At 38.8% G+C, this 18,929-nt stretch carries 18 protein-coding genes; 10 read left to right on the top strand and 8 right to left on the bottom strand.

Annotated features, from left to right (window positions below):
* Positions 1–4: 4 nt before the first annotated feature.
* From ASE74_RS08270 to ASE74_RS08260, 3 genes are all read left to right on the top strand, one after another.
* Complete coding sequence (locus ASE74_RS08270; RefSeq protein ID WP_082458700.1) at positions 5–1,636, top strand: SusD/RagB family nutrient-binding outer membrane lipoprotein; 1,632 nt, start codon at positions 5–7, stop codon at positions 1,634–1,636.
* A 286-nt stretch (positions 1,637–1,922) separates the two neighbouring features.
* Positions 1,923–2,375 (top strand): GNAT family N-acetyltransferase, encoded by a 453-nt coding sequence (locus ASE74_RS08265; protein ID WP_055907012.1) that lies wholly within the window; start codon positions 1,923–1,925, stop codon positions 2,373–2,375.
* Positions 2,376–2,449: 74 nt separating this feature from the next.
* Positions 2,450–3,073 (top strand): alpha-ketoglutarate-dependent dioxygenase AlkB, encoded by a 624-nt coding sequence (locus ASE74_RS08260; protein ID WP_055907010.1) that lies wholly within the window; start codon positions 2,450–2,452, stop codon positions 3,071–3,073.
* A 201-nt stretch (positions 3,074–3,274) separates the two neighbouring features.
* Here ASE74_RS08260 and ASE74_RS08255 read toward each other — a convergent pair whose 3' ends face one another.
* Entirely contained in the window at positions 3,275–4,030 is a 756-nt protein-coding gene (locus ASE74_RS08255) for an NADPH-dependent F420 reductase (protein ID WP_055907007.1), read from the bottom strand.
* 94 nt (positions 4,031–4,124) lie between these two features.
* Between ASE74_RS08255 and ASE74_RS08250 the strand changes: the two genes are divergently transcribed.
* The 3 genes from ASE74_RS08250 (at position 4,125) to ASE74_RS08240 (ending at position 6,258) form a co-directional block, all read left to right on the top strand.
* On the top strand, positions 4,125–4,475 hold the full coding sequence (locus ASE74_RS08250; protein ID WP_055907323.1) for a helix-turn-helix domain-containing protein: 351 nt from the start codon (positions 4,125–4,127) through the stop codon (positions 4,473–4,475).
* A gap of 307 nt (positions 4,476–4,782) precedes the next feature.
* The gene (locus ASE74_RS08245; protein ID WP_055907003.1) at positions 4,783–5,220 is read left to right on the top strand and encodes a MarR family winged helix-turn-helix transcriptional regulator; all 438 of its coding nucleotides are present in this window, start codon (positions 4,783–4,785) and stop codon (positions 5,218–5,220) included.
* A gap of 3 nt (positions 5,221–5,223) precedes the next feature.
* A complete protein-coding gene (locus tag ASE74_RS08240; RefSeq protein WP_055907000.1) occupies positions 5,224–6,258 on the top strand; it encodes a S41 family peptidase in 1,035 nt (344 codons plus the stop codon).
* A 212-nt stretch (positions 6,259–6,470) separates the two neighbouring features.
* On the opposite strand, the gene ASE74_RS08235 is transcribed toward ASE74_RS08240, so the two are convergent.
* Together ASE74_RS08235 and ASE74_RS08230 are read right to left on the bottom strand one after the other, a co-directional pair.
* Complete coding sequence (locus ASE74_RS08235) at positions 6,471–6,722, bottom strand: DUF3253 domain-containing protein (RefSeq protein ID WP_055906996.1); 252 nt, start codon at positions 6,720–6,722, stop codon at positions 6,471–6,473.
* Between the two features lie 45 nt (positions 6,723–6,767).
* Positions 6,768–8,294: a DEAD/DEAH box helicase gene (locus ASE74_RS08230; protein ID WP_055906993.1), complete on the bottom strand. Its 1,527-nt coding sequence runs from the start codon at positions 8,292–8,294 to the stop codon at positions 6,768–6,770.
* 663 nt (positions 8,295–8,957) lie between these two features.
* Between ASE74_RS08230 and ASE74_RS08225 the strand changes: the two genes are divergently transcribed.
* The 3 genes from ASE74_RS08225 (at position 8,958) to ASE74_RS08215 (ending at position 11,331) form a co-directional block, all read left to right on the top strand.
* Entirely contained in the window at positions 8,958–9,971 is a 1,014-nt protein-coding gene (locus ASE74_RS08225) for a PAS domain S-box protein (protein ID WP_055906989.1), read from the top strand.
* Positions 9,968–10,474 (top strand): cell wall metabolism sensor histidine kinase WalK, encoded by a 507-nt coding sequence (locus tag ASE74_RS08220; RefSeq protein ID WP_162235799.1) that lies wholly within the window; start codon positions 9,968–9,970, stop codon positions 10,472–10,474. The genes ASE74_RS08225 and ASE74_RS08220 overlap by 4 nt, the downstream gene beginning before the upstream one ends.
* A 164-nt stretch (positions 10,475–10,638) precedes the next feature.
* Positions 10,639–11,331 (top strand): DUF421 domain-containing protein, encoded by a 693-nt coding sequence (locus ASE74_RS08215; protein ID WP_055906983.1) that lies wholly within the window; start codon positions 10,639–10,641, stop codon positions 11,329–11,331.
* A gap of 331 nt (positions 11,332–11,662) precedes the next feature.
* Here the strand turns inward: ASE74_RS08215 and ASE74_RS08210 are convergent, their stop codons facing one another.
* The 5 genes from ASE74_RS08210 to ASE74_RS08190 form a co-directional block, all read right to left on the bottom strand.
* Positions 11,663–12,457 carry an SDR family NAD(P)-dependent oxidoreductase gene (locus ASE74_RS08210; RefSeq protein WP_055906980.1) on the bottom strand — a complete coding sequence of 265 codons (795 nt, stop codon included), beginning with the start codon at positions 12,455–12,457 and terminating at the stop codon, positions 11,663–11,665.
* Positions 12,458–12,573: 116 nt separating this feature from the next.
* Positions 12,574–13,503: an alpha/beta fold hydrolase gene (locus ASE74_RS08205; protein ID WP_055906976.1), complete on the bottom strand. Its 930-nt coding sequence runs from the start codon at positions 13,501–13,503 to the stop codon at positions 12,574–12,576.
* Positions 13,504–13,526: 23 nt separating this feature from the next.
* A complete protein-coding gene (locus tag ASE74_RS08200) occupies positions 13,527–14,528 on the bottom strand; it encodes a hypothetical protein (RefSeq protein ID WP_055906972.1) in 1,002 nt (333 codons plus the stop codon).
* Between the two features lie 30 nt (positions 14,529–14,558).
* Positions 14,559–16,343 (bottom strand): amidohydrolase, encoded by a 1,785-nt coding sequence (locus ASE74_RS08195; protein WP_055906969.1) that lies wholly within the window; start codon positions 16,341–16,343, stop codon positions 14,559–14,561.
* Positions 16,344–16,347: 4 nt separating this feature from the next.
* Positions 16,348–17,136, bottom strand: coding sequence for an alpha/beta hydrolase (locus tag ASE74_RS08190; RefSeq protein ID WP_055906966.1), 789 nt, complete (start codon positions 17,134–17,136; stop codon positions 16,348–16,350).
* A 422-nt stretch (positions 17,137–17,558) separates the two neighbouring features.
* Here ASE74_RS08190 and ASE74_RS08185 point away from each other — a divergent pair, with 422 nt between their 5' ends.
* A complete protein-coding gene (locus tag ASE74_RS08185; RefSeq protein WP_055906963.1) occupies positions 17,559–18,926 on the top strand; it encodes an alginate export family protein in 1,368 nt (455 codons plus the stop codon).
* The last annotated feature ends 3 nt before the right edge of the window (positions 18,927–18,929 follow it).

Below are 18,929 nucleotides of genomic sequence, written 5' to 3'. Positions count from 1 at the left end.
ATTTATGAAATTCAAAAATATAGCACACGTCTTATTAAGCATTAGTTGCTTAATGGCAATAGGTTGTCAAAAAGGAGAATTAGATACAAATCCTAATGTGGCGGGTGTTGACGGCATTATTCCAAGATCGCTTTTGCTTAACAACTTAACCTCTACTTTGATCCGTACCGATGAACAGCCCTGGGCATTATCGTCTGTAGGGGCACAGTACAGTGTTTCCAACTATCAATACTATCGGTTTAACAACAACTACAATTACGGTAACACCAGTGATAGTTACGATATCCTAAAATATGCTATAACTTTAGAGCAACAATCTGTTAAACAAGCTGGCGGCAGTAGCAATAATGTTTATTTTGCTCTTTCACAGTTTTTCAAAGCATATTCCGGCATTTGGTTAACACAAAGAGTTGGCGACATTCCTTTTTCACAGGCAGGAAACCTGAACAATTTAACGCCAGGTTACGACAGTCAGCACGATGTTTACAAAAGTGCGCTGGCTATGCTGGATAACGCCTCAACGGTAATGAAAAACCTGATTGCAGCAACACCCACTCTGGCTGCGCAAAAGGTTGATGCGGGTGGGGATATTTTTAATCTCACCTACTTACAGTGGCAAAAACTGATCAATACTTATACTTTGCGCACCCTGATCAGCTTAAGCAAAAGGGCGCAGGATAATGGAGATCTACAAGTGCTACAGAAGTTTGCGGCTATCGTAAATAACCCAACGCAGTATCCGATCATGACGGGTAATGGCGACAACATGGTTTATGTGTACAATGCGGTAAACAGATATCCAATTTATACTTTGCTATATAATTCTTACAATAACTTTTCCAATATTGGTAGCACTTATCTATCAATAGGATCCCAAACGAAGGATCCGCGTATCCTGGTTACTTCCACCCCTGCCCCTGCACAGGTAACAGGCGGTAAGGCCGTGAGTGATTTTTCTGCCTACGTAGGTTCTGATATTAACCTTGCCCAATCTGTACTGCTGAACAACTCTAACAACGGGATGTATTCATTTGCAAATTACAACCGTTATTATGTTTCTCAAACTGGAGCAAATGCCGAACCATTTATCTTCATCGGCTATCCAGAAATGTGTTTCAACATTGCTGAAGCCGTTAATAGAGGATGGGTAACAGGACAAACTGCAAGCAGCTGGTATTTAAAGGGAATCAATGCATCACTGGCCAACTACGGTTTAACAGAAGGACAGGTTATCACCATCAATTTCCCAATTGGATCTACAGATGTAAAAATTAATCCAACTGGTTTAAAGCAAGGTTCCGCCTGGGGAACCGCCACTGTAAATATTTCTGAATTTTTAGCTAAAATAAATTATGCAGGAGATAATAACATAGGTTTAAATCAGATTTTAACTCAAAAATACATGGCCATGTTTAACAACTCTGGTTGGGAAGCTTTTTATAACTATCGCCGTACAGGAATACCGGCGTTGCTAAGCGGAGGTGCCGGAATTGGAACAGCCAATGGTGTACTGCCACGCAGATGGATGTACATGGCCACAGAATCAGCCTATAATACACAGAACTTTAAAAAGGCGATTGATACTCAGCTTGGCGGGTCTGATGATCCTTTAAAAGACACTTGGTTAACCAAATAAATCAAAATAGAAGAACAATATATTTCCATTTTTACCTTAAGAATAGGCGCTGTTACCAGGGCCTATTCTTTTGATCCCGGTTGTCGATGCAGCGGCATTTTTGCAATCACTATTATCTGTGGGACATTGAAAAGATCTCCGGCAAGTATGATCCAATGGTAGTTCAAAAAACAGATGTCTGCATTGCCCAAGGAATTTTTAGGTACCCAATATTTTCCACCTGCCAAAACCTTTTTGAACTCACTCTGGTTTCCATTATTTCATATCACATCAATACAGATTTATAATGGGTGAAACAACACAGAAAATAGCATATACCTACCTCCTGGATCCCAATCTGGATACTGTTAACTGGCAAGAAGTACTTGGTTTGTTCCAAAAGGTAAACTGGAAGCACCGGATCGCAGAGGAAATTAGAAATGCATTTATAATCAGCACAACCACTATTTTCATTTATGACCGGGAGCGGCTCATCGCTTTTGGACGTGTTGTTGGAGATGGGAGATATTATGCAATGCTGGCAGATATCATTGTAGATCCAGACTATCAGGGCCAGGGATTGGGAAAATACTTAGTAAATGCGTTGAATGATCAACTAAAAAACTATCATTTTGTAAATCTCAGTGCTGCCCCAGGGGCCGATCGGTTCTATAAATCACTTGGATGGAAAAAACAAACAACAGCCTATATTTGGCCACAAGGGCCAAAACAGCTTCGTCAGCATTGCGAACCAGACTAAACTGCATCAGTAATGCTAATAAAGGGAATTACAAATGCTTAGAACACAAACATGATTAATGTTGTTGTTCTAAGATGGAAACGAATGTACCTGGCCTATTTTTATACCACGACTTTATTGACGAAGCAAGAGAAAATCAATTAATGGCAGAAATTGACAGCCAGACCTGGACTATCGATTATACAAGAAGGTTGCAATATTACGGCTACCGCAACGAACTGGAGAAACCTTACAACCTGATCCCTTTCCCAATCGAAATCCCACCACAGATTTATCAGTTATCGAAAGAAATTGTGCAGCAAAAGATACTGATCGAAGAGCCAGACCAGGTTATCATAAACGAATATGTTCCGGGAGAGGGCATAAAAGATCACAAAGACAGGGCTTATTACGAAAACCAGATCTGCGGGGTAAACCTTGGAAGCGGATGTATTATGCGGTTTATCAGAGGGAACAACCTTGAGGTTATCGATGTGGAGATACCCAGACGCTCCCTTTACCTTATGCAGGACGATGCGCGCAAAAAGTGGAGCCATGGCATACCACCCCGAAAAAAAGACCAGGTAAACGGCGCGATCAAACATAGGGAAAGAAGGGTATCCATCACCTACCGAAAGGTAAAACCCAAACTGGTGCACCCTATAAATCCTGATGGCAAAGTGGCGGAAATTCTGCGGGAAAAATTCAATATTGGATAGAAAGCAGCTATTGATACAAAAGTAGGCAGTAATGAAACATTTTACGATTTACCCTCTCCTTATATCCAATACCTGAACACATATTAAAATCGTTCCTAGATATTTCGTTTTTGACCGCTTTTAAATTGAGTTGCCAAAGGTTTTCTAAAACAAATCTTTCCCCGGTCGTAATTGGAAGATCTTTTCTATAATGGATTTGCCTTAAACAGACTTAGGATTTTTTTGAAACAATTCCCTGTTATATTTTACTACATCTGGATGATTTGGGTATGATGGTAAAGAAGAAAGATCAGCGATAGCCTTATCCCTTAAGGAAGGTGCTTTTTCTTTTTCACCATCAGAAAGCGCCTGTTTTAATTCTTCTGCATTGAGTTCGGTACAGTAAGCTGGTGTTCCTGGCTGATGTCTCCAGGATTCAGAAAGCACCCCTGAGTCAACTGTATCATAACCTGCATCATTAATTAAGCCTGAAATTATTTTTTTGTCCGCTGTATCATCACCCGCAATAGCCATTGCTATTCTATCTTTTGCACCGGGTCTTTTTCCTCCGTTTGCCAATGTTTCTGCCAGTAAATTATTGAAAGCCTTGATTACGGGCTTCCCCAACTGTTCAGATACCCAAACACTTTCCACTTTTCCATTTTTAATCTCTTCAATATCTGAATCACGGAAAGGATAGTAATTTGATGTGTCAACCACAATTACATGCTCTGGAATATTTTTTAATAAATCTTTGGGCAAAGTTGGAATTGCAACCGTTGGCACTGATAGGATAATCACATCTACGTCTTTTACTACATCATTTAAAGCTGCACTTGCGACACCTAATTCTTCTGCACGGGCATTTAATTTATCCGCATCACCCGAATTATTTACCTTCACACGGTGGCCAGCTGCTGCCATTTTTTTTGCAATTGTACCGCCTATTGCACCGGTACCGATAATTCCTATGTTCATAATTACATTTTTTTAGAATTGTGCAACAAAATTAATGAAATATTACTTTCCTTTGTATAGTACTTTCCCTAAGGAAAGCAATTTTAAATTGTTTATGGCAAAGAAAAAAGTTTACTGCGAATGTCTCAATACGGTGAAACCGGTAAGGGATACGCTTGAAGTTATTAATGGAAAATGGAAATTACCAATCATCATTTCGGTGGGCGTTGGTAACAACCGATTTACCGACATCCAGGAAAGTATTCCTGGATTAACCCCAAAGGTATTGGCTAAGGAGCTCAAAGATCTTGAACAGCACAAGCTAATTAAAAGGGTAATTGTTGAAGATTACCCCGTTAAAATTTCTTATCATCTCGAACCTTATGCCGATACCTTAACACCTATTATTTACGCTATGAAAGATTGGGGACTGAACCATAGAGAGAAGATTTTTAAGAAACAATAAAATTGATACTTATGATAGTTTCTTTCTCCTACTATCCCACAATCTTATTCTTTACCACTTTTACAAAAATTAATATCGCTTCACAATGCTCAAAAAGGTTCGAATTTATGCGGATTGACTTTACTCATTAAAAGCTTATCGAAAGATGGGCTTTTTTTTGTTAGATCCATTTATAATTTGTTAGCCTTCGTATTAGTAAGACGCTAAGACGAGATGAGCATCAGTGCATAATCAAAAAACTCTTAAAAAAAATCAGTTTATTTGTTTTTATTGATATATCAATTATATTTGTATCAACATAATTGATATGATAAACAAAAACCCAACAGCAACCGTACTTTATTTGATTGAACAAGCAATTAAGGAGTATCGAAAAATATCACAAAGGAATATCTCAAAAATTGTAAAAGATATTACAATAGATCAATGTCTAGTCTTAATAATACTTAACAAGGATGACAAAATTTCTCAAAATGAATTGGCAAATCTTGTATTTAAGGATAATGCATCCATCACTAGAATGATAGAATTAATGGTCAAAAAAGATTATCTAAATAGAACCATTCATCAAGAAGATAGAAGGAAATTTAATCTTGAAATAACCGAAAAAGGAAAAAAAACGCTCGAATTAATAAACCCAATTGCGAAACTAAATAGAGCAACGGCACTAAATGGTTTGTCGTTGGAAGAGATTAATTCACTCGAAAACACATTAAATAAAATAATTACTAATTGTAAAGTCTAAGAAATGAAAAAAGTATTTAATCTATTGTTAATCTACGTTGCAATCTGCTTCAACTTAAAAGCGAACGCCCAGGATTTTACAGAACGTAATAAACAAATATTGGAAATAGCAGATAAAATTAATGAATATTACATTTTTGAAGATGTTGCAAATCAACTTTCTAAAAAATTAAAATCAGAGATAGATCTTAAAACTTTTGACAATCTTTCTGATGCAGAATTTGCAAAATCTCTTTCAAAATATTTAACAAAAAACGGTAATGATTTGCATTTCAATCTATTATACCGTCCGGGTAAAGAAGAAGAAAAAGCAGTAAATGAAAAGGAATTGCTAAAAAAATACGATGCTATTAACAAACAATGGAATTATGGTTTTGATAAAGTGATGAGATTAGATGGAAACATCGGTTATATTGAATATACCGGATTTCCCGAAGGAAATAAATCTGCTCAACAAATTTTAGATGCTACAATGAATTTTGTTTCAAATACAAATGCTTTGATTATAGATTTAAGGAACAATCGAGGCGGTGATGGCAAAATGGTAAGGCTATTTTTAAGTTATTTTTTTAATGAAAGAATTAAATTGAGTGAGATTTACACCAGATATAATAATAAAACCGAAGAGAAGTACACATTTAAAAAAGTAAATGGCAAAAAGTATTTAGATAAACCTGTATACCTCATTGTAAACAGTAATACAATTTCTGCCGCTGAAGCATTAGCTTATAATTTACAGCAAAATAAAATTGCAAAGGTAATTGGAGATAAAACCTATGGAGCAGCAAATCCTGCAAAAGTATTTTTCATTGGCAAAAAATATCAGTTGTTCATCCCAATATCAGTTGAAAAAAATGAGGTCACAAAAACGAATTGGGAGCATACAGGTATTAATGTTGATGAAAAAGTAAATTCTGAAAAAGCATTAATAAAAGCGCAAATTGTAGCACTTGAAAATCTGTTAAAATCCAACATAAAAACAGAATTAACGGGAAATGAAATTAAAGAAAAGATTTTGAAATTAGAAAAGCAATTGTAGGCAAATCATTTATTATTGGTAACTAGGGTTTGGCAAAATGGGGGCAGAATTACTAAATTATCTCCAAAAAACTAAAGTAAGCAAAATCATGTGTGAAGATAAGCATTCCATCAATGAAAAACGGCCTGGCCCAAGTGATGCAATCAATATAAACTCCATAAATTAGAAAAATGGTACAACCGATGCGCCTTTTAGTTGATAGCAGAACTTAACTAAGTGCTATCGATCTTAATGCGAACAGGACCTTTAATATGCCCCACATCAATAGGGATGCCCTTTTGTGTAATTATTATTTTTCCCTGGTTTTGGAGATTGATAGCGATATTGAGTACTTCTTTCATATGTTTACGCCAGTCATCAGGAAAAAGCATCCGTGCGATTTCGGATGGACAGGTACTTTTTTCAACGCCACGTTGGGTAGCGACTGATAAGATTGTTTCTGATATGACTTTGAGCTGCTGCATATAACTGTAATGAAAATTTAACAGGTTTTTCTTTCATCAGAAAGGTCATACTGCAGTAAGCATCATTGCCCGTCTGGACATGATTTTTTCGATCAATACCGTAAGCCGGTTCCTATAATCCTCACCCAGCCATTTCACATAATTTTTTGTTACTGTGCCCAGGCATTTGGCATATTGTTTTATTCTCCAACTAATCTCTTTATCCAGCTCCAAAGATAGTTCAAGTGCCTGGCTCACCGTATCTGAATTATCTGCACACATCATCGCATGTTGGCGTATTGAATCCCTAAGAACAGTTTTTGCTTTTTCACCCTTTTCAAGAGCAGCCTGGTAGGCGGCGAGCACATCAAATGCGATACCGGCACTATTAGGAAATTTGCTCCTCATTTCCGCGGGCATCTGATGAATGTCTTCTGCCGCTTTGTTCAAAACCTGGTGATAAATTTCTGGATTTTCAAAAATATGTTTCCAGTCTAAAGGAGCATCCCAATCTCCGAACCGCTCGGTATTGTTACCCAGATCGATAATATTGAATGTTTTTTTTCCCGGCAAGCGCCTCGCCCCTCTGCCTATCATCTGGTGGTAAAGCGTAATGGAGGTTGTTGCCCGGTTTAAAATCACCGACTGAACCGTTGGCTCATCAAAACCAGTTGTTAAAATCGATACTGAGGTGAGAATGGCTCCTTTCGTTTTTTTAAACCACTTTAAAATTTTTTCACGTTCAGAAACATCAGTTTTATTGTCGAGGTGCCTAATGGCATAACCTGCGTTAGTAAAAACTTCTAACACTTTACGGGAGGTAAAGATTCCGTTGTTAAAAATCAATGTTTTTTTACCTATAGCATGTTCCCTGTAAGCATGGAGCAAAAGCTCTAGCATAGCTGGAGAAGCATAAAGTTCATCAGAACTGGCCACTGTAAAATCTCCGTGCAAGCCCCTTGTTAACGTATTGAGCTCTACATCATAACCATAGGTTTTTGGTTTTGCCAAAAAGCCCTGTTCAATAAGCGCACCAATAGGTTCACCTACAATGAGTTCATCATAATACCTATGCATAGGGAGATTCGCATCCGCCGAAAAAGGCGTAGCTGTTACCCCGATAATGGATGCGTTGGGGAATTTTCCAAGCAGTTTATGAAATGAATTATGATGTGCTTCATCCACAATAACAAGGCCCACATTTTCCGTATCAATTAATCCATCGTGTATACGGTTCTTTAGCGTTTCAACCATACCTACATAGCAGGCATAACTGTCTTTTTTAGCCACCCTCTTAACAGCACTATTTACCACCTTGTTTTGCACTCCAGAAGTTTTTAACGCCTGCGATGTCTGCCAGCACAATTCACGTCTATGGGTAAGTACAATAACTTTTCTGCCGTACTTTTGAATATACCTGTCTGCTATCTGCGAGAAAATAACCGTTTTACCACCGCCAGTGGCCAATTGATATAGCAAACGACTTTTATTACTACCGCTTAGTTTTTCGAAGAGGGTTTCAATATCATTTTCCTGATAATGGTATAGTTTTTTGACTGGCCGTACTGTGGTGGATAGGGATGAAATTTGCATAATCCTATAACCATACCAAGGTTAGGAAAGTTTTATGGATTTTTACCGAAAATATAGAATCATCAAAATTAAAAATTGCTTTCGTCGTTTTTCCAACGGAGATGGGAGTTATTCGAATTGCTAAAAAAGCATCTTAAAATATTTTTAGTTGAATGATCTTGGGTGTTTCGGCTAAGCAACCGTGGTTTCTATTATTGGTTGAATCGTCCAAAAGGAAAACGGAAATCAACATCTAAAATCTTGAACAGCTTCAGATTGCTAATTCTAAAATGTATGGCAAATTGAAAAATTAGAATTTACCGTGTTTTTACCCGAAAAAACACACAATACATGGTTAAGGCAGCAAGAATGGTTCAGCCATAACTTCCCCATTTGGAATGCTTCGGCCACTTTTTGAGACGGTATTTTTTTGTGCTCAATTATCCCACAACATACAAACAAATGATTATCTGTTATTTAAGCTAGGAAACACCCACTGTTATCTCCATTTTGTTTTGATCTGCCAAATAAGTGGTTTGCCTTTTATTTCTTATTCAGTAGTTAACATATTTCCCTGCGTTAGTGTTCAGCTCAGTTATATTTTACTTTGTTTAAAATCCATTGCCGCGTACCCTTTTCCACAATGGTAATTATATTCCTATCTTGTGTAAAATTGATCTGTAGATGAACGAAACTAAACAGGTAATAGATAAATTCAGGGCCTACCAAGAACATGAAACTGAGCTAAAACTAGATCATGCAGAACTCCGCAAACTGATCAGCTTACTTCAGCGTGCAGATGAAAAAAGTGCAGTCCTGAGTTCAATTGTGGCATCATCGGATGATGCGATTATCAGTAAGGACCTTAACGGAATTGTTACCAGCTGGAACAATTCTGCACAGCGGATTTTCGGCTATAGTCCAAAAGAAATAATCGGAACACCGATTTTAAGGCTGATCCCACCTGAAAGGCAGGACGAGGAACAGATGATCCTTACACAGTTAAAAAATGGAATCCGGATTGACCATTTTGAGACCCAAAGGCTCGGCAAAGATGGATCCCTGATTGATGTTTCGCTTACGATTTCTCCTATATATGATGCTTCTGGTATCGTTATCGGGATATCGAAAATTGCGCGGGATTTAACCTTTAACAGGAAAGCCGAAGTAGACGCCCGCAGGCTTATCGCAATCATTGAATCCTCAGATGATGCAATTGTAAGCAAGGACCTAAATGGTGTGGTTACAAGCTGGAACGCTTCTGCAGAACGTATTTTCGGATACAATGCCGGCGAGATGATCGGCGAATCTATTCTAAAGATCATTCCTCCAGAACGCCTGGAAGAAGAGCCTAAAATATTGGCGCAGTTGCGTAAAGGGATCCGTGTAGATCATTTTGAAACCCAACGGTTGAAAAAAGACGGCGCCCTTGTTAGTGTGTCGCTTACAATATCACCAATCAAAAACAGTGCTGGGGAAGTGATAGGGGTATCTAAAATTGCAAGAGATATCACAGACAAAAAACTGGCAGAAAAGAAAAAAGAAGAGTTCGTGGGTTTTGTTAGTCATGAGCTTAAAACACCTTTGACCTCATTAAAATCTTACATACAGATTGCACAGGCAAAAATAGAAAATCCTGATTTCCTTAGAAAAGCCCTGAATAAAGCAGCAGAGCAAGCAAAAAAATGGAAAGCATGATTAGTAGTTTCCTTCACATTTCGAGGTTAGAGGGCGGGCATATCCATATTGAAAAATCACCGTTCGACCTACCGGCGCTAATCTCCGATATAATTGAAGACGCAGCCATAGCAAGCCCTAAACATCATTTTTTCTACCATGGTGAAACAACGCTTACGGCATTTGCTGACCGTGAGAAGATTTCGATGATATTGACCAATTTGGTTAGCAATGCACAGAAGTATAGCCCAAGTGGAGGAGACATCACCATATCATGCCTAACGGCAAATAAGAAAATCCGTGTAAGTGTTTGCGATCAGGGGATAGGAATTTCGCCAGCTGATCAAAAGAATTTGTTCAAAAAATTCCATCGGATTGAAAGCGAACACACCAGGCTCATTCCTGGATTTGGCATAGGCTTATACCTGGTATCTACTATTATTGAACTCCACGGTTCTTCAATTACCCTTGAAAGCGAACCCGGAAAGGGATCAACATTCATTTTTGAACTTGAAGAAGCCTAAATGAACAACGGATTAAAGAAAACTGTATGCAGGATATTTTTTACCATAGTATTTATGCTGCGAGTAAAACTTTTCTACATATCTTTTATCTTACAACATTAGAGGCATAATCATATTAAATATTTTAGTTTACTTTAGCCACATTTATAGTCAAAACTCAAATCATGCAGGATATAGATTGGACCAAGATTATGGTTGGCGAGGAAAAATGGGGATTTCTTGTTGAGATAGCCATCCGAACCATACTGATGTATTTTATCATCCTTATCGGGCTAAGGCTTCTGGGTAAGCGAGGGGTTAGACAATTGTCGGTATTTGAAATGGTGGTGATCATTAGCCTTGGCTCCGCAGCAGGTGATCCAATGTTTTACAAAGAAATCGGGCTGATGGTACCTGTAGCTATTTTTGCAATTATTGTTAGCGCCTATAGGCTAACCACTTATTTAATGGCAAAAAGCAAGGGCTTTGATGATCTGGTTGAAGGAAAAGCTACATATTTTATAGAAGAAGGTATGTTTTCAGTCAACGAATTTCGTAAAGAAACCCTCGCTCAGGACGAATTTTTCTCAGAGCTCCGACAGCAGGGCGTATCCCATTTGGGGCAGGTGAAAACCGCAATATTAGAAACTTCGGGCTGTGTAAGCATATTCTTTTTTCCCGACAATGAGGTTAAGCCGGGGTTACCTATTTTGCCTAAGGCATTCGACACGGCATCAACTATAATAACTCAGGATGGGAAATATGCCTGTAGCTTTTGTGGAAAAGTAGAAACGATTAGTAAAGGCCAAGAAACCGATTGCAAAAACTGTAATCACAACGAATGGGTGATGGCAGACCACCAGCCACGGATACAATAAATTTTTAAAACAGTTTGATGGAGTTAACCTATGTTTATTTGGTATCAAACTCACATATGATGTTTAATCATTTTCTCTATTTTTAAATAAGAATTGTTCTCAAAAAAATAAAATTGAGTATTTGGTACTAGAAAACAGGGAAACAACATAAAAAACTGTTTTACAATGACATAAACCGACAGACTTTACTCTTTTCGAATCTACATAAAAAGGAATGGATAGAAAACCATTCCTTTTTTTTATTAAAACATTAAAGACACTAAATTAAATCACTTCAAAATCAAGTGATTAAACGGTAATTATCAAATACCTTAAAATAAACATTAATTAGCTAAATTATTCCTTTTAATAATCCTCCCTCTGCACGGATGGTTGCGCCATTTGTGGCCGATGATAATGGGCTTGCCAGATAGGTAACCATGTTTGCAATTTCCTCAACACTTAGAAAACGCTGGATAATGGAGGTTGGCCTGGTGGTTATAAAAAAATCTGCTTCTACTTGTTTTGTTGTTTTATTTTGCGCTTTGGCCAGGTTTTCAATGAAACCACCAACACCTTCTGAAAGGGTTGGACCAGGCAACACCGCATTTACGGTAACCGCCGTGCCTTTGGTTAATTCTGCGAGGCCTCTGCTAATTGCAAGTTGTGCGGTTTTTGTCATTCCATAATGAATCATTTCTTCAGGAATCTGTATTGCAGACTCGCTGGAAATAAAAATGATCCTCCCCCAGCCTTTTTTTAGCATTTTATCAAAGTATGCGCGTGATAAACGAATTCCGGTCATTACGTTAATTTCATAAAAACGCAGCCAATCTTCATCGGTAATATCTGCAAAAGCTTTGGGTTCAAAAATAGCTACATTATTGATGAGGATGTCGATATGCTGTAACCGCGCAATTAAACTATTAACAGCGTTAATGTCGCCGAAATCAGTAGCGATACCACTCACAAGCTCATTTCCGCTTTCGTTTTTAATTTTGGCTACAGCCTGGGCAACCCGCTCTTCGGTGCGTCCGTTAACAATTACTTCAGCGCCTTCTTTTGCCAACTGAAGTGCCGTTGCAAAACCAATTCCGGCTGTAGACCCGGTAATTAACGCTTTTTTATTTTTTAATTGTAATTCCATAAACAATGTAAGTAATGATTTGGTTGTAAAACCTTAATTTAAAGGGTTTAAAGGTTTTATAATTTAATAATAAGTGCCCCAAAAATTGATTTGGGACACTTTTTTTTATAAACTAATTAATGCAGCAAAAATGAAAGCAAATCCTTTTTTACCTGAGGTGTATTTTCCTGTACTATCCAATGCCCTGAATCTTTAATGATGGATTCGGTAACCTGGTTTGCCACAAGCCGAACATGGGTAGCTAAGAAAGGTGCAGCAAAATGATCGGACCCCATGGCCAGTACCGGCATGGAGAGTTTGGTTTTAGCTAATTCCAAATTGTCTTTTGCATCCTGAGTAAAGGCTCCAAACCAATGGAAAGCACCTGTTGTTGCGCCATTAACTGAATAGGCCCGAATAAACTCGGCAGTTTCAGCTGCACTAAATGCATTCTTTTTAAAACCAACTGTTGGCCAAAAATCTGTAAAAAACAAACTTACTTTACCAGAAACGAGTTTACCAGAATTTGGTTGTGCAAAAAAACCGAACCACCATGCCTGCGATTTCACTTGCGACCAAACAGGCTCTATACCCGGCAACAATGCATCAAGGAGAGCCAGTTTTTTTACTTCTTTCGGAAACTGGGCAGCATAAGCATATCCAACCATCAGGCCAATATCATGCCCAACAACATTTACGTTTTTATAGCCAAGTTTATTCATTAGCTCATGCATATCTTTAGCCATATTCTTTTTATCGTAACCTGCAGCCGTTTTTCCTGATTCGCCCACACCGCGCATATCTGGAGCAATTACGGTAAAGTGTTTGGAAAGTTCGGGCAAGAGTCTGTTCCACATAAACCAGTTTTGACCGAAACCATGGATAAGCAGCAATGGTTCACCTTTTCCACCAATAACATAATGGAGTTTTACGCCATTTACGCTGGCATATTGATGCTTGAAATTAGCAGGAGGATTTGCCGGCACAACTGCGGCATACAAGTTTAGTGAAAGTGCTGTAAAAAGCAGCATGAGCACTGCGCTGTTTAAATTAAAAATAGTTTTCATGTTTGTTTAGAATTTATGGTTGATTATTTTTTACTGATGTCTTTATAGGCATTGGGCAAATTAAAATTGTAATGCAGCCAGTTAAAAAGTACATAGCCTTTATCGTACGCTTTCATTGTTACTTCTTTTTTGGTTTGCTCAAGTGTGAGCCCTTTTTTTACGGCGGCTGTTACTTCCTTTTGAAGCTCGTTTACATAATCAATGGTGAATTTAATGCCAGCCTTATTGGTGATGCGGCCATGCCCGGGAATAATGATGGCATCATCAGGTAAAAAATCGTAAACCTTATTTAAATTGACGCTGGGCTCAAGAAAAACGCCATCAAACAACCAGGGAATTGCCGGGCTTTCTGCAATAAATGGATTACCAGCCCAGAAAATTTTTTGATTGGGCATCCAGACAAATAGATCAGCCATCGATTGGGCAGGCGAAATATTAAGCAATTGCACAATTTTTCCTTCACCCATATCCACCTCAAGCTTCCCTCCTTTCGGAATGGTAATGTCTGCCGGACGGTATTCGCTGTCTTCAATGCCCCTGCCAGCGCCAAACAAGCCAACCATAAAAGATTTGATCCCCGGATAGTTTTTAGATAAGTTTTCTTTGGCAAAATCGTTTTGGATGATAACTGTTTTTTTATCAAGCAGGTAATTGCTAAAACAATGGTCGCCATGATCACTCGTATTCACCGCATAAATGATGGGTTTATCGGTTACCGAGCGTATAAGTTTGAGTTGCTGCTCAAAAAGCCCCCTGGTCATCATCACTTCAATTAACAATACGCCCTTATCGCCTATTACAAAACCACCGGTGGTTGCATGGGGAATCCCTCTACTGGTTTCAGTTTTTGCTGTTGTGGGGATTATGGCATAAATATCATTACCCAATTTTTCGAGGCCAAGGGTTACCTTGTTGGCATCCCATATAGGTACTGTTGGGGGCTGAGGCATTTGTGCAAATACGCTAAAGCTTAATGCAAGTAACCACAGAAAGGTACATGCAGATACTAAAAAAATATTTTTCATTTTGAATTGATTTACAATTTTTTAATTAATTTATTTTTGATAACCACCGAAATATTTTACAGGCGACCAGGCAGGAATAACCGGATCAATAGGTGGGCAGTCTTTTTTAAATGGCCCTGAAGCATATACAACCTTGCCATTAACCACAGTTAACAAAGCGGTGATATTTTTAATTTGATCTGGATTTGCAGAGAAATAATCATCTGAGAGCATTACCATATCAGCATACATGCCTTTAACAAGTGTACCTTTTAAGTGTTGTTCGCCCGAAAACCAGGCACTTCCTGAGGTATATAATTTTAGTGCGGTAAATTTATCCAGTACCTGATTTTTAGGCCAAAACTGCATACCGCCGATAGTTTTACCGGTAATTAACCAATGCAGTGCCATCCATGGATTGTAGGTAGAAATTCTTGGTGCATCGGTACCCATCCCTACCGGGATACCCAGTGCCAGCATCTTTTTAATTGGTGGCAGCTGCGTTTTGGGCTGCCCATACATTTTTTGATACAACTCTCCCTGGTAATACATTCTAAACTGAACTGCTACACCTCCTCCCAATGCTTTAACCCTTAGAAGTTCATCGTCACTTATGGTTTCTGCATGATCAAAAAACCACCGCAAACCATTAAAAGGCGTATCGCGGTTAACTTTTTCAAAAACCGTTAACATGCGTGCAATAGATTCGCCATAGGTTGCATGGAGGCGAAAGGGCCATCGGTTTTTAACAAGCAATCTGATAATCGGTTCCAGGTCTTTTTCCATTTCAGGGGATAGCTCGATTCGGGGTTCCAAAAAATTTTCGAAATCTGCTCCGGAAGCAATCAGGTTCTCCCCGGCACCTTCCATTGCATAACCATTGGCCATTAATAGGTGGTCGTTTTTGTTTGGATGTGTCTGGCCTATCCATTTTTCATAGTCAGAAAATTCCTGCCCTTTTTGTTGGGCAAATAAATAATATGCGGTGCGTACCGTGAGTTGTCCAGCCTTTGCAAGCGCGAGAGAGGCCTGGTAATCGGCATCATAGTTTTGGGCACCACCAGCCGCATCTATTACACTGGTAATTCCGAACCGGTTTAATTCTCTGTAAAAGTGTGCCGAGCTATTAATCCGCTCCTGGTCATTTAGTTTCCCGGTAAGGGCGAGTGTTTTGTAAATTGCCATTGGGGTTTCTTTGGCATAGAGCATGCCTGTAGGTATTCCGCTTTGGTCTAGTTCAACCAGGCTTCCGGGGTAGCTGGTTTTCTTGTCATAATCGAGTACTTCTATCCCTTTCTTGTTCACAAAAGCCTTCCCATACAGGTAAGTAATCAATACAGGCTTATCAGGCACAGCAGTATTAATTTCGTCGATGCTGGGCTGACGCTTTTCTTCAAACTGAAACTCATTCCAGCCGCCTACAACTTTAATCCACGCGCCTTCAGGGGCTCTTGCGGCCTGCTCTTTAAGCATTTCCATTGCTCTTTTAAGTGTTTTTACCCCATCCCAGCGAAGTTCCATGTTAAAATTTAGTCCTTCCCTGATGGCATGGATATGTGAATCGTTTATTCCCGGAATGATTGTTTTACCCGCAGCATTGTAAAGTTTAGAACCACTGGTTTTATAAGCTTTAAGGATATTGGCATTAGTGCCTGTAGCCAGGATAATTCCTTTTTTTACCGCTATTGCCTGCTTAAATTCACCAGTTTTGGCCATGGTGGCAATTTTTGCATTGTAAATAATCAGATCTGCTTTTTCCTGGCCATAGCTCTTTAAGCTATAAGATAACAGGAGCAGGAAGAAAAATATGCGGTTTATTTTACTAATTGTTTTCATCGTTTTAAGATTTAAGATTTAGTAGCCAACTGGAAATATAATCTGCAATTTCTTTCCACCCTGGCTGGCCGAGTACAAAATGGTTTCTGCCTGGAAATTCTTTGTATGCTGTGATAGAACTTTGGTGCGTGTACTTTTGGTAGTTGGTATAATTGAGCGAGGCTGGAATAAACCGATCTTCACTGCCCGAAATAAAAAGCAAAGGCTGGTGCGGGTTGGCGAAATCAATTTTGGCAGCTGTGGTGGTTGCATCCCTGATCAGCAGCTTGGATTCTGGAGCGAGATAGCTGTAATAGGCCTCTTTTTGGGCGTCATAATCCATACCATTGGTGAAGGCATATTGCCAGGCTGAAAATGACATCAGGTAACTTTTATTGGGATTGGTAAAAAAGCCAAGTGCTTTCCACCCGGCCTTATAAAAACTATATTTAAATGTAAAAACACCCTGGGGTTGCAGCGAATGGATGGCAATTGCGGCACTGGCCTGCCCCTTTTGAAGTAATAGCTGGGCAATCAGGCCACCCATTGAATGGCCGATAAGGATTGGGATTTCATCCAATTGAGCAATTATTTGCGAAAAGTATTCGATAAGGCTTGCCAAACGCTGACTAGCTATTTGAGCGTCAGGCTGTCGCTGGCGCAATGTGCATGCAGGTGCATCTTTATGGGGCCATGCAGGGGCAAACACCTTAAATTCCATTTGCTGAAAATATTCCGTCCATTCTTTCCAGCAATCATTGGTTACAAAAGCACCTGTGATAAATACAATTGTGTTCGAGGGAGCATTCTTCATCTTGTTACGGTTTTTGGTTACAGCCCGATGAAAGGCAAAAGCCTGGCCTAATTATTAAAACATTGATTAACAGTTATTTAAAAAATAAATGAATCTATTTATTAGCGCTATTTCGTTGTACTTTAAGCTTGCTGCAACGATATAGCGTTACCTGAATGATTTAGCGTAGTTAAAAACATTGGGAAGGAATGCCTGATAAAATGACACAAAAAGCTCATCTCAATTAAATTTTATTGAGCTACAGGGCCATAAGCTCCTGATAGAATACAGCACGTACAAAACAGCGCTATTTCGTAAAATATTTTCCTGAACATCGAAATGTAGCGGTTCAATTAACCTTGGAAATTGAAAATAATGGTTCCAGGGCGATTATGCTTATCGGGCATGAGTTTGGTTATTGGGTAGGAAAATAAAATAAGATCGTGAAATATATACTCTCCCTGTTTATTATTTGTGTTTGCTGCTCAGCAAAAGCACAAGAAAATGCTTTCAAATCATCAAGGTTTGATGAGAACTATGCAACCGGAGTTTCGGATTCTGCTAAAAACTGGTACGATAAGCTAAAGTTTAGTCCGTTAAATAAAGATAAATCCATCTACATAAGTTTTGGTGGTGAGGTGAGGTACCAATATTTTAGGTTCAAAAACCAGGATTGGGGCGAAGCACCGATAGATAAAGACGGATTTATTTTAAGCAGGCTGTTAGGTCATTTGCATTTCCATGCAGGCAAACACTGGCGGGCATTTGTGCAATTACAAAGCAGTTTGGCCAGCGGCGAGGTTGAAACACCTTCACCTATTGACCAAAATCCGTTGGAAATGCACCAGGGTTTTATCGATTTCTCATCTACCATAAATAAGGATGCATTGGTTTTTAGATTTGGCCGCCAGGAATTATCTTACGGTTCTCAAAGATTGATTGCCGTTCGTGAAGCTCCTAATAACAGGCAATCTTTTGATGCAGTAAAGGGAATGTTTTCTGCCAAAAATGTTAAACTTGATGTATTTTACGGTTATTATGTAAACGCCAAACCAGAGATTTTTGATGATGTTTTTAACAGGGGCACCAAACTTTGGGGAGCTTACGCCGTTATAAACAAACTTCCTCTCCTTGGAAATCTGGATGTATATTATCTTGGCATCGATAAAAATGCGGCAACCTTTAATGAGGGCAAAGGAAAAGAGCAGCGTCATTCGCTAGGTGGCAGGCTTTGGCGCAGTTCCTCCCCCTTTCAGTATGATATTGAAAGCTTATATCAATTTGGAAAATTTAATGGCAATAAAATTGCTGCATGGACATTATCGGCCAACCTCTCCTATTCATTTAACAACACCTATGCAAAGCCAAAGCTGGGATTGAAAACTGAAATGATAAGCGGAGACAGGAAAAAAGGTGACGGAAAACTCAATACTTTTAACCCTTTGTTTCCAAAAGGTGCGTACTTTGGGCTGGCGGCATTAATTGGTCCTTATAATCTTATTGATGCACACCCCTATTTAGAGTTATCGTTAAATAAAAAAATGGCCTTCGCAATCGATTACGATCTTTTTTACCGCATGAGTAGAGAAGACGGGCTTTATGCGGTAAACGGGCGGCTTATTTATCCATCTTCTGCCGGAACTTCTAAAAAAATTGGTGGTCAGCTGGGAGCCGAATTTAGTTTTACGGTTAGTAAATACTTTTCTTTACGGCAAGAACTGACCTGGTTTATGGCAGGTGATTTTCTTAAAGAAGCCGGGCCTGGAAAAAATATCCTGATGACGGGCAGTACGGCAACGTTAAAATTTTAGCAA

It is taken from the genome of Pedobacter sp. Leaf216 (assembly GCF_001421515.1).
In the GTDB taxonomy this organism is placed as follows: Bacteria; Bacteroidota; Bacteroidia; order Sphingobacteriales; family Sphingobacteriaceae; genus Pedobacter.
The sequence above is the reverse complement of the archived record's forward strand: the minus strand, read 5'-3'. Positions and strand labels throughout refer to the sequence as shown.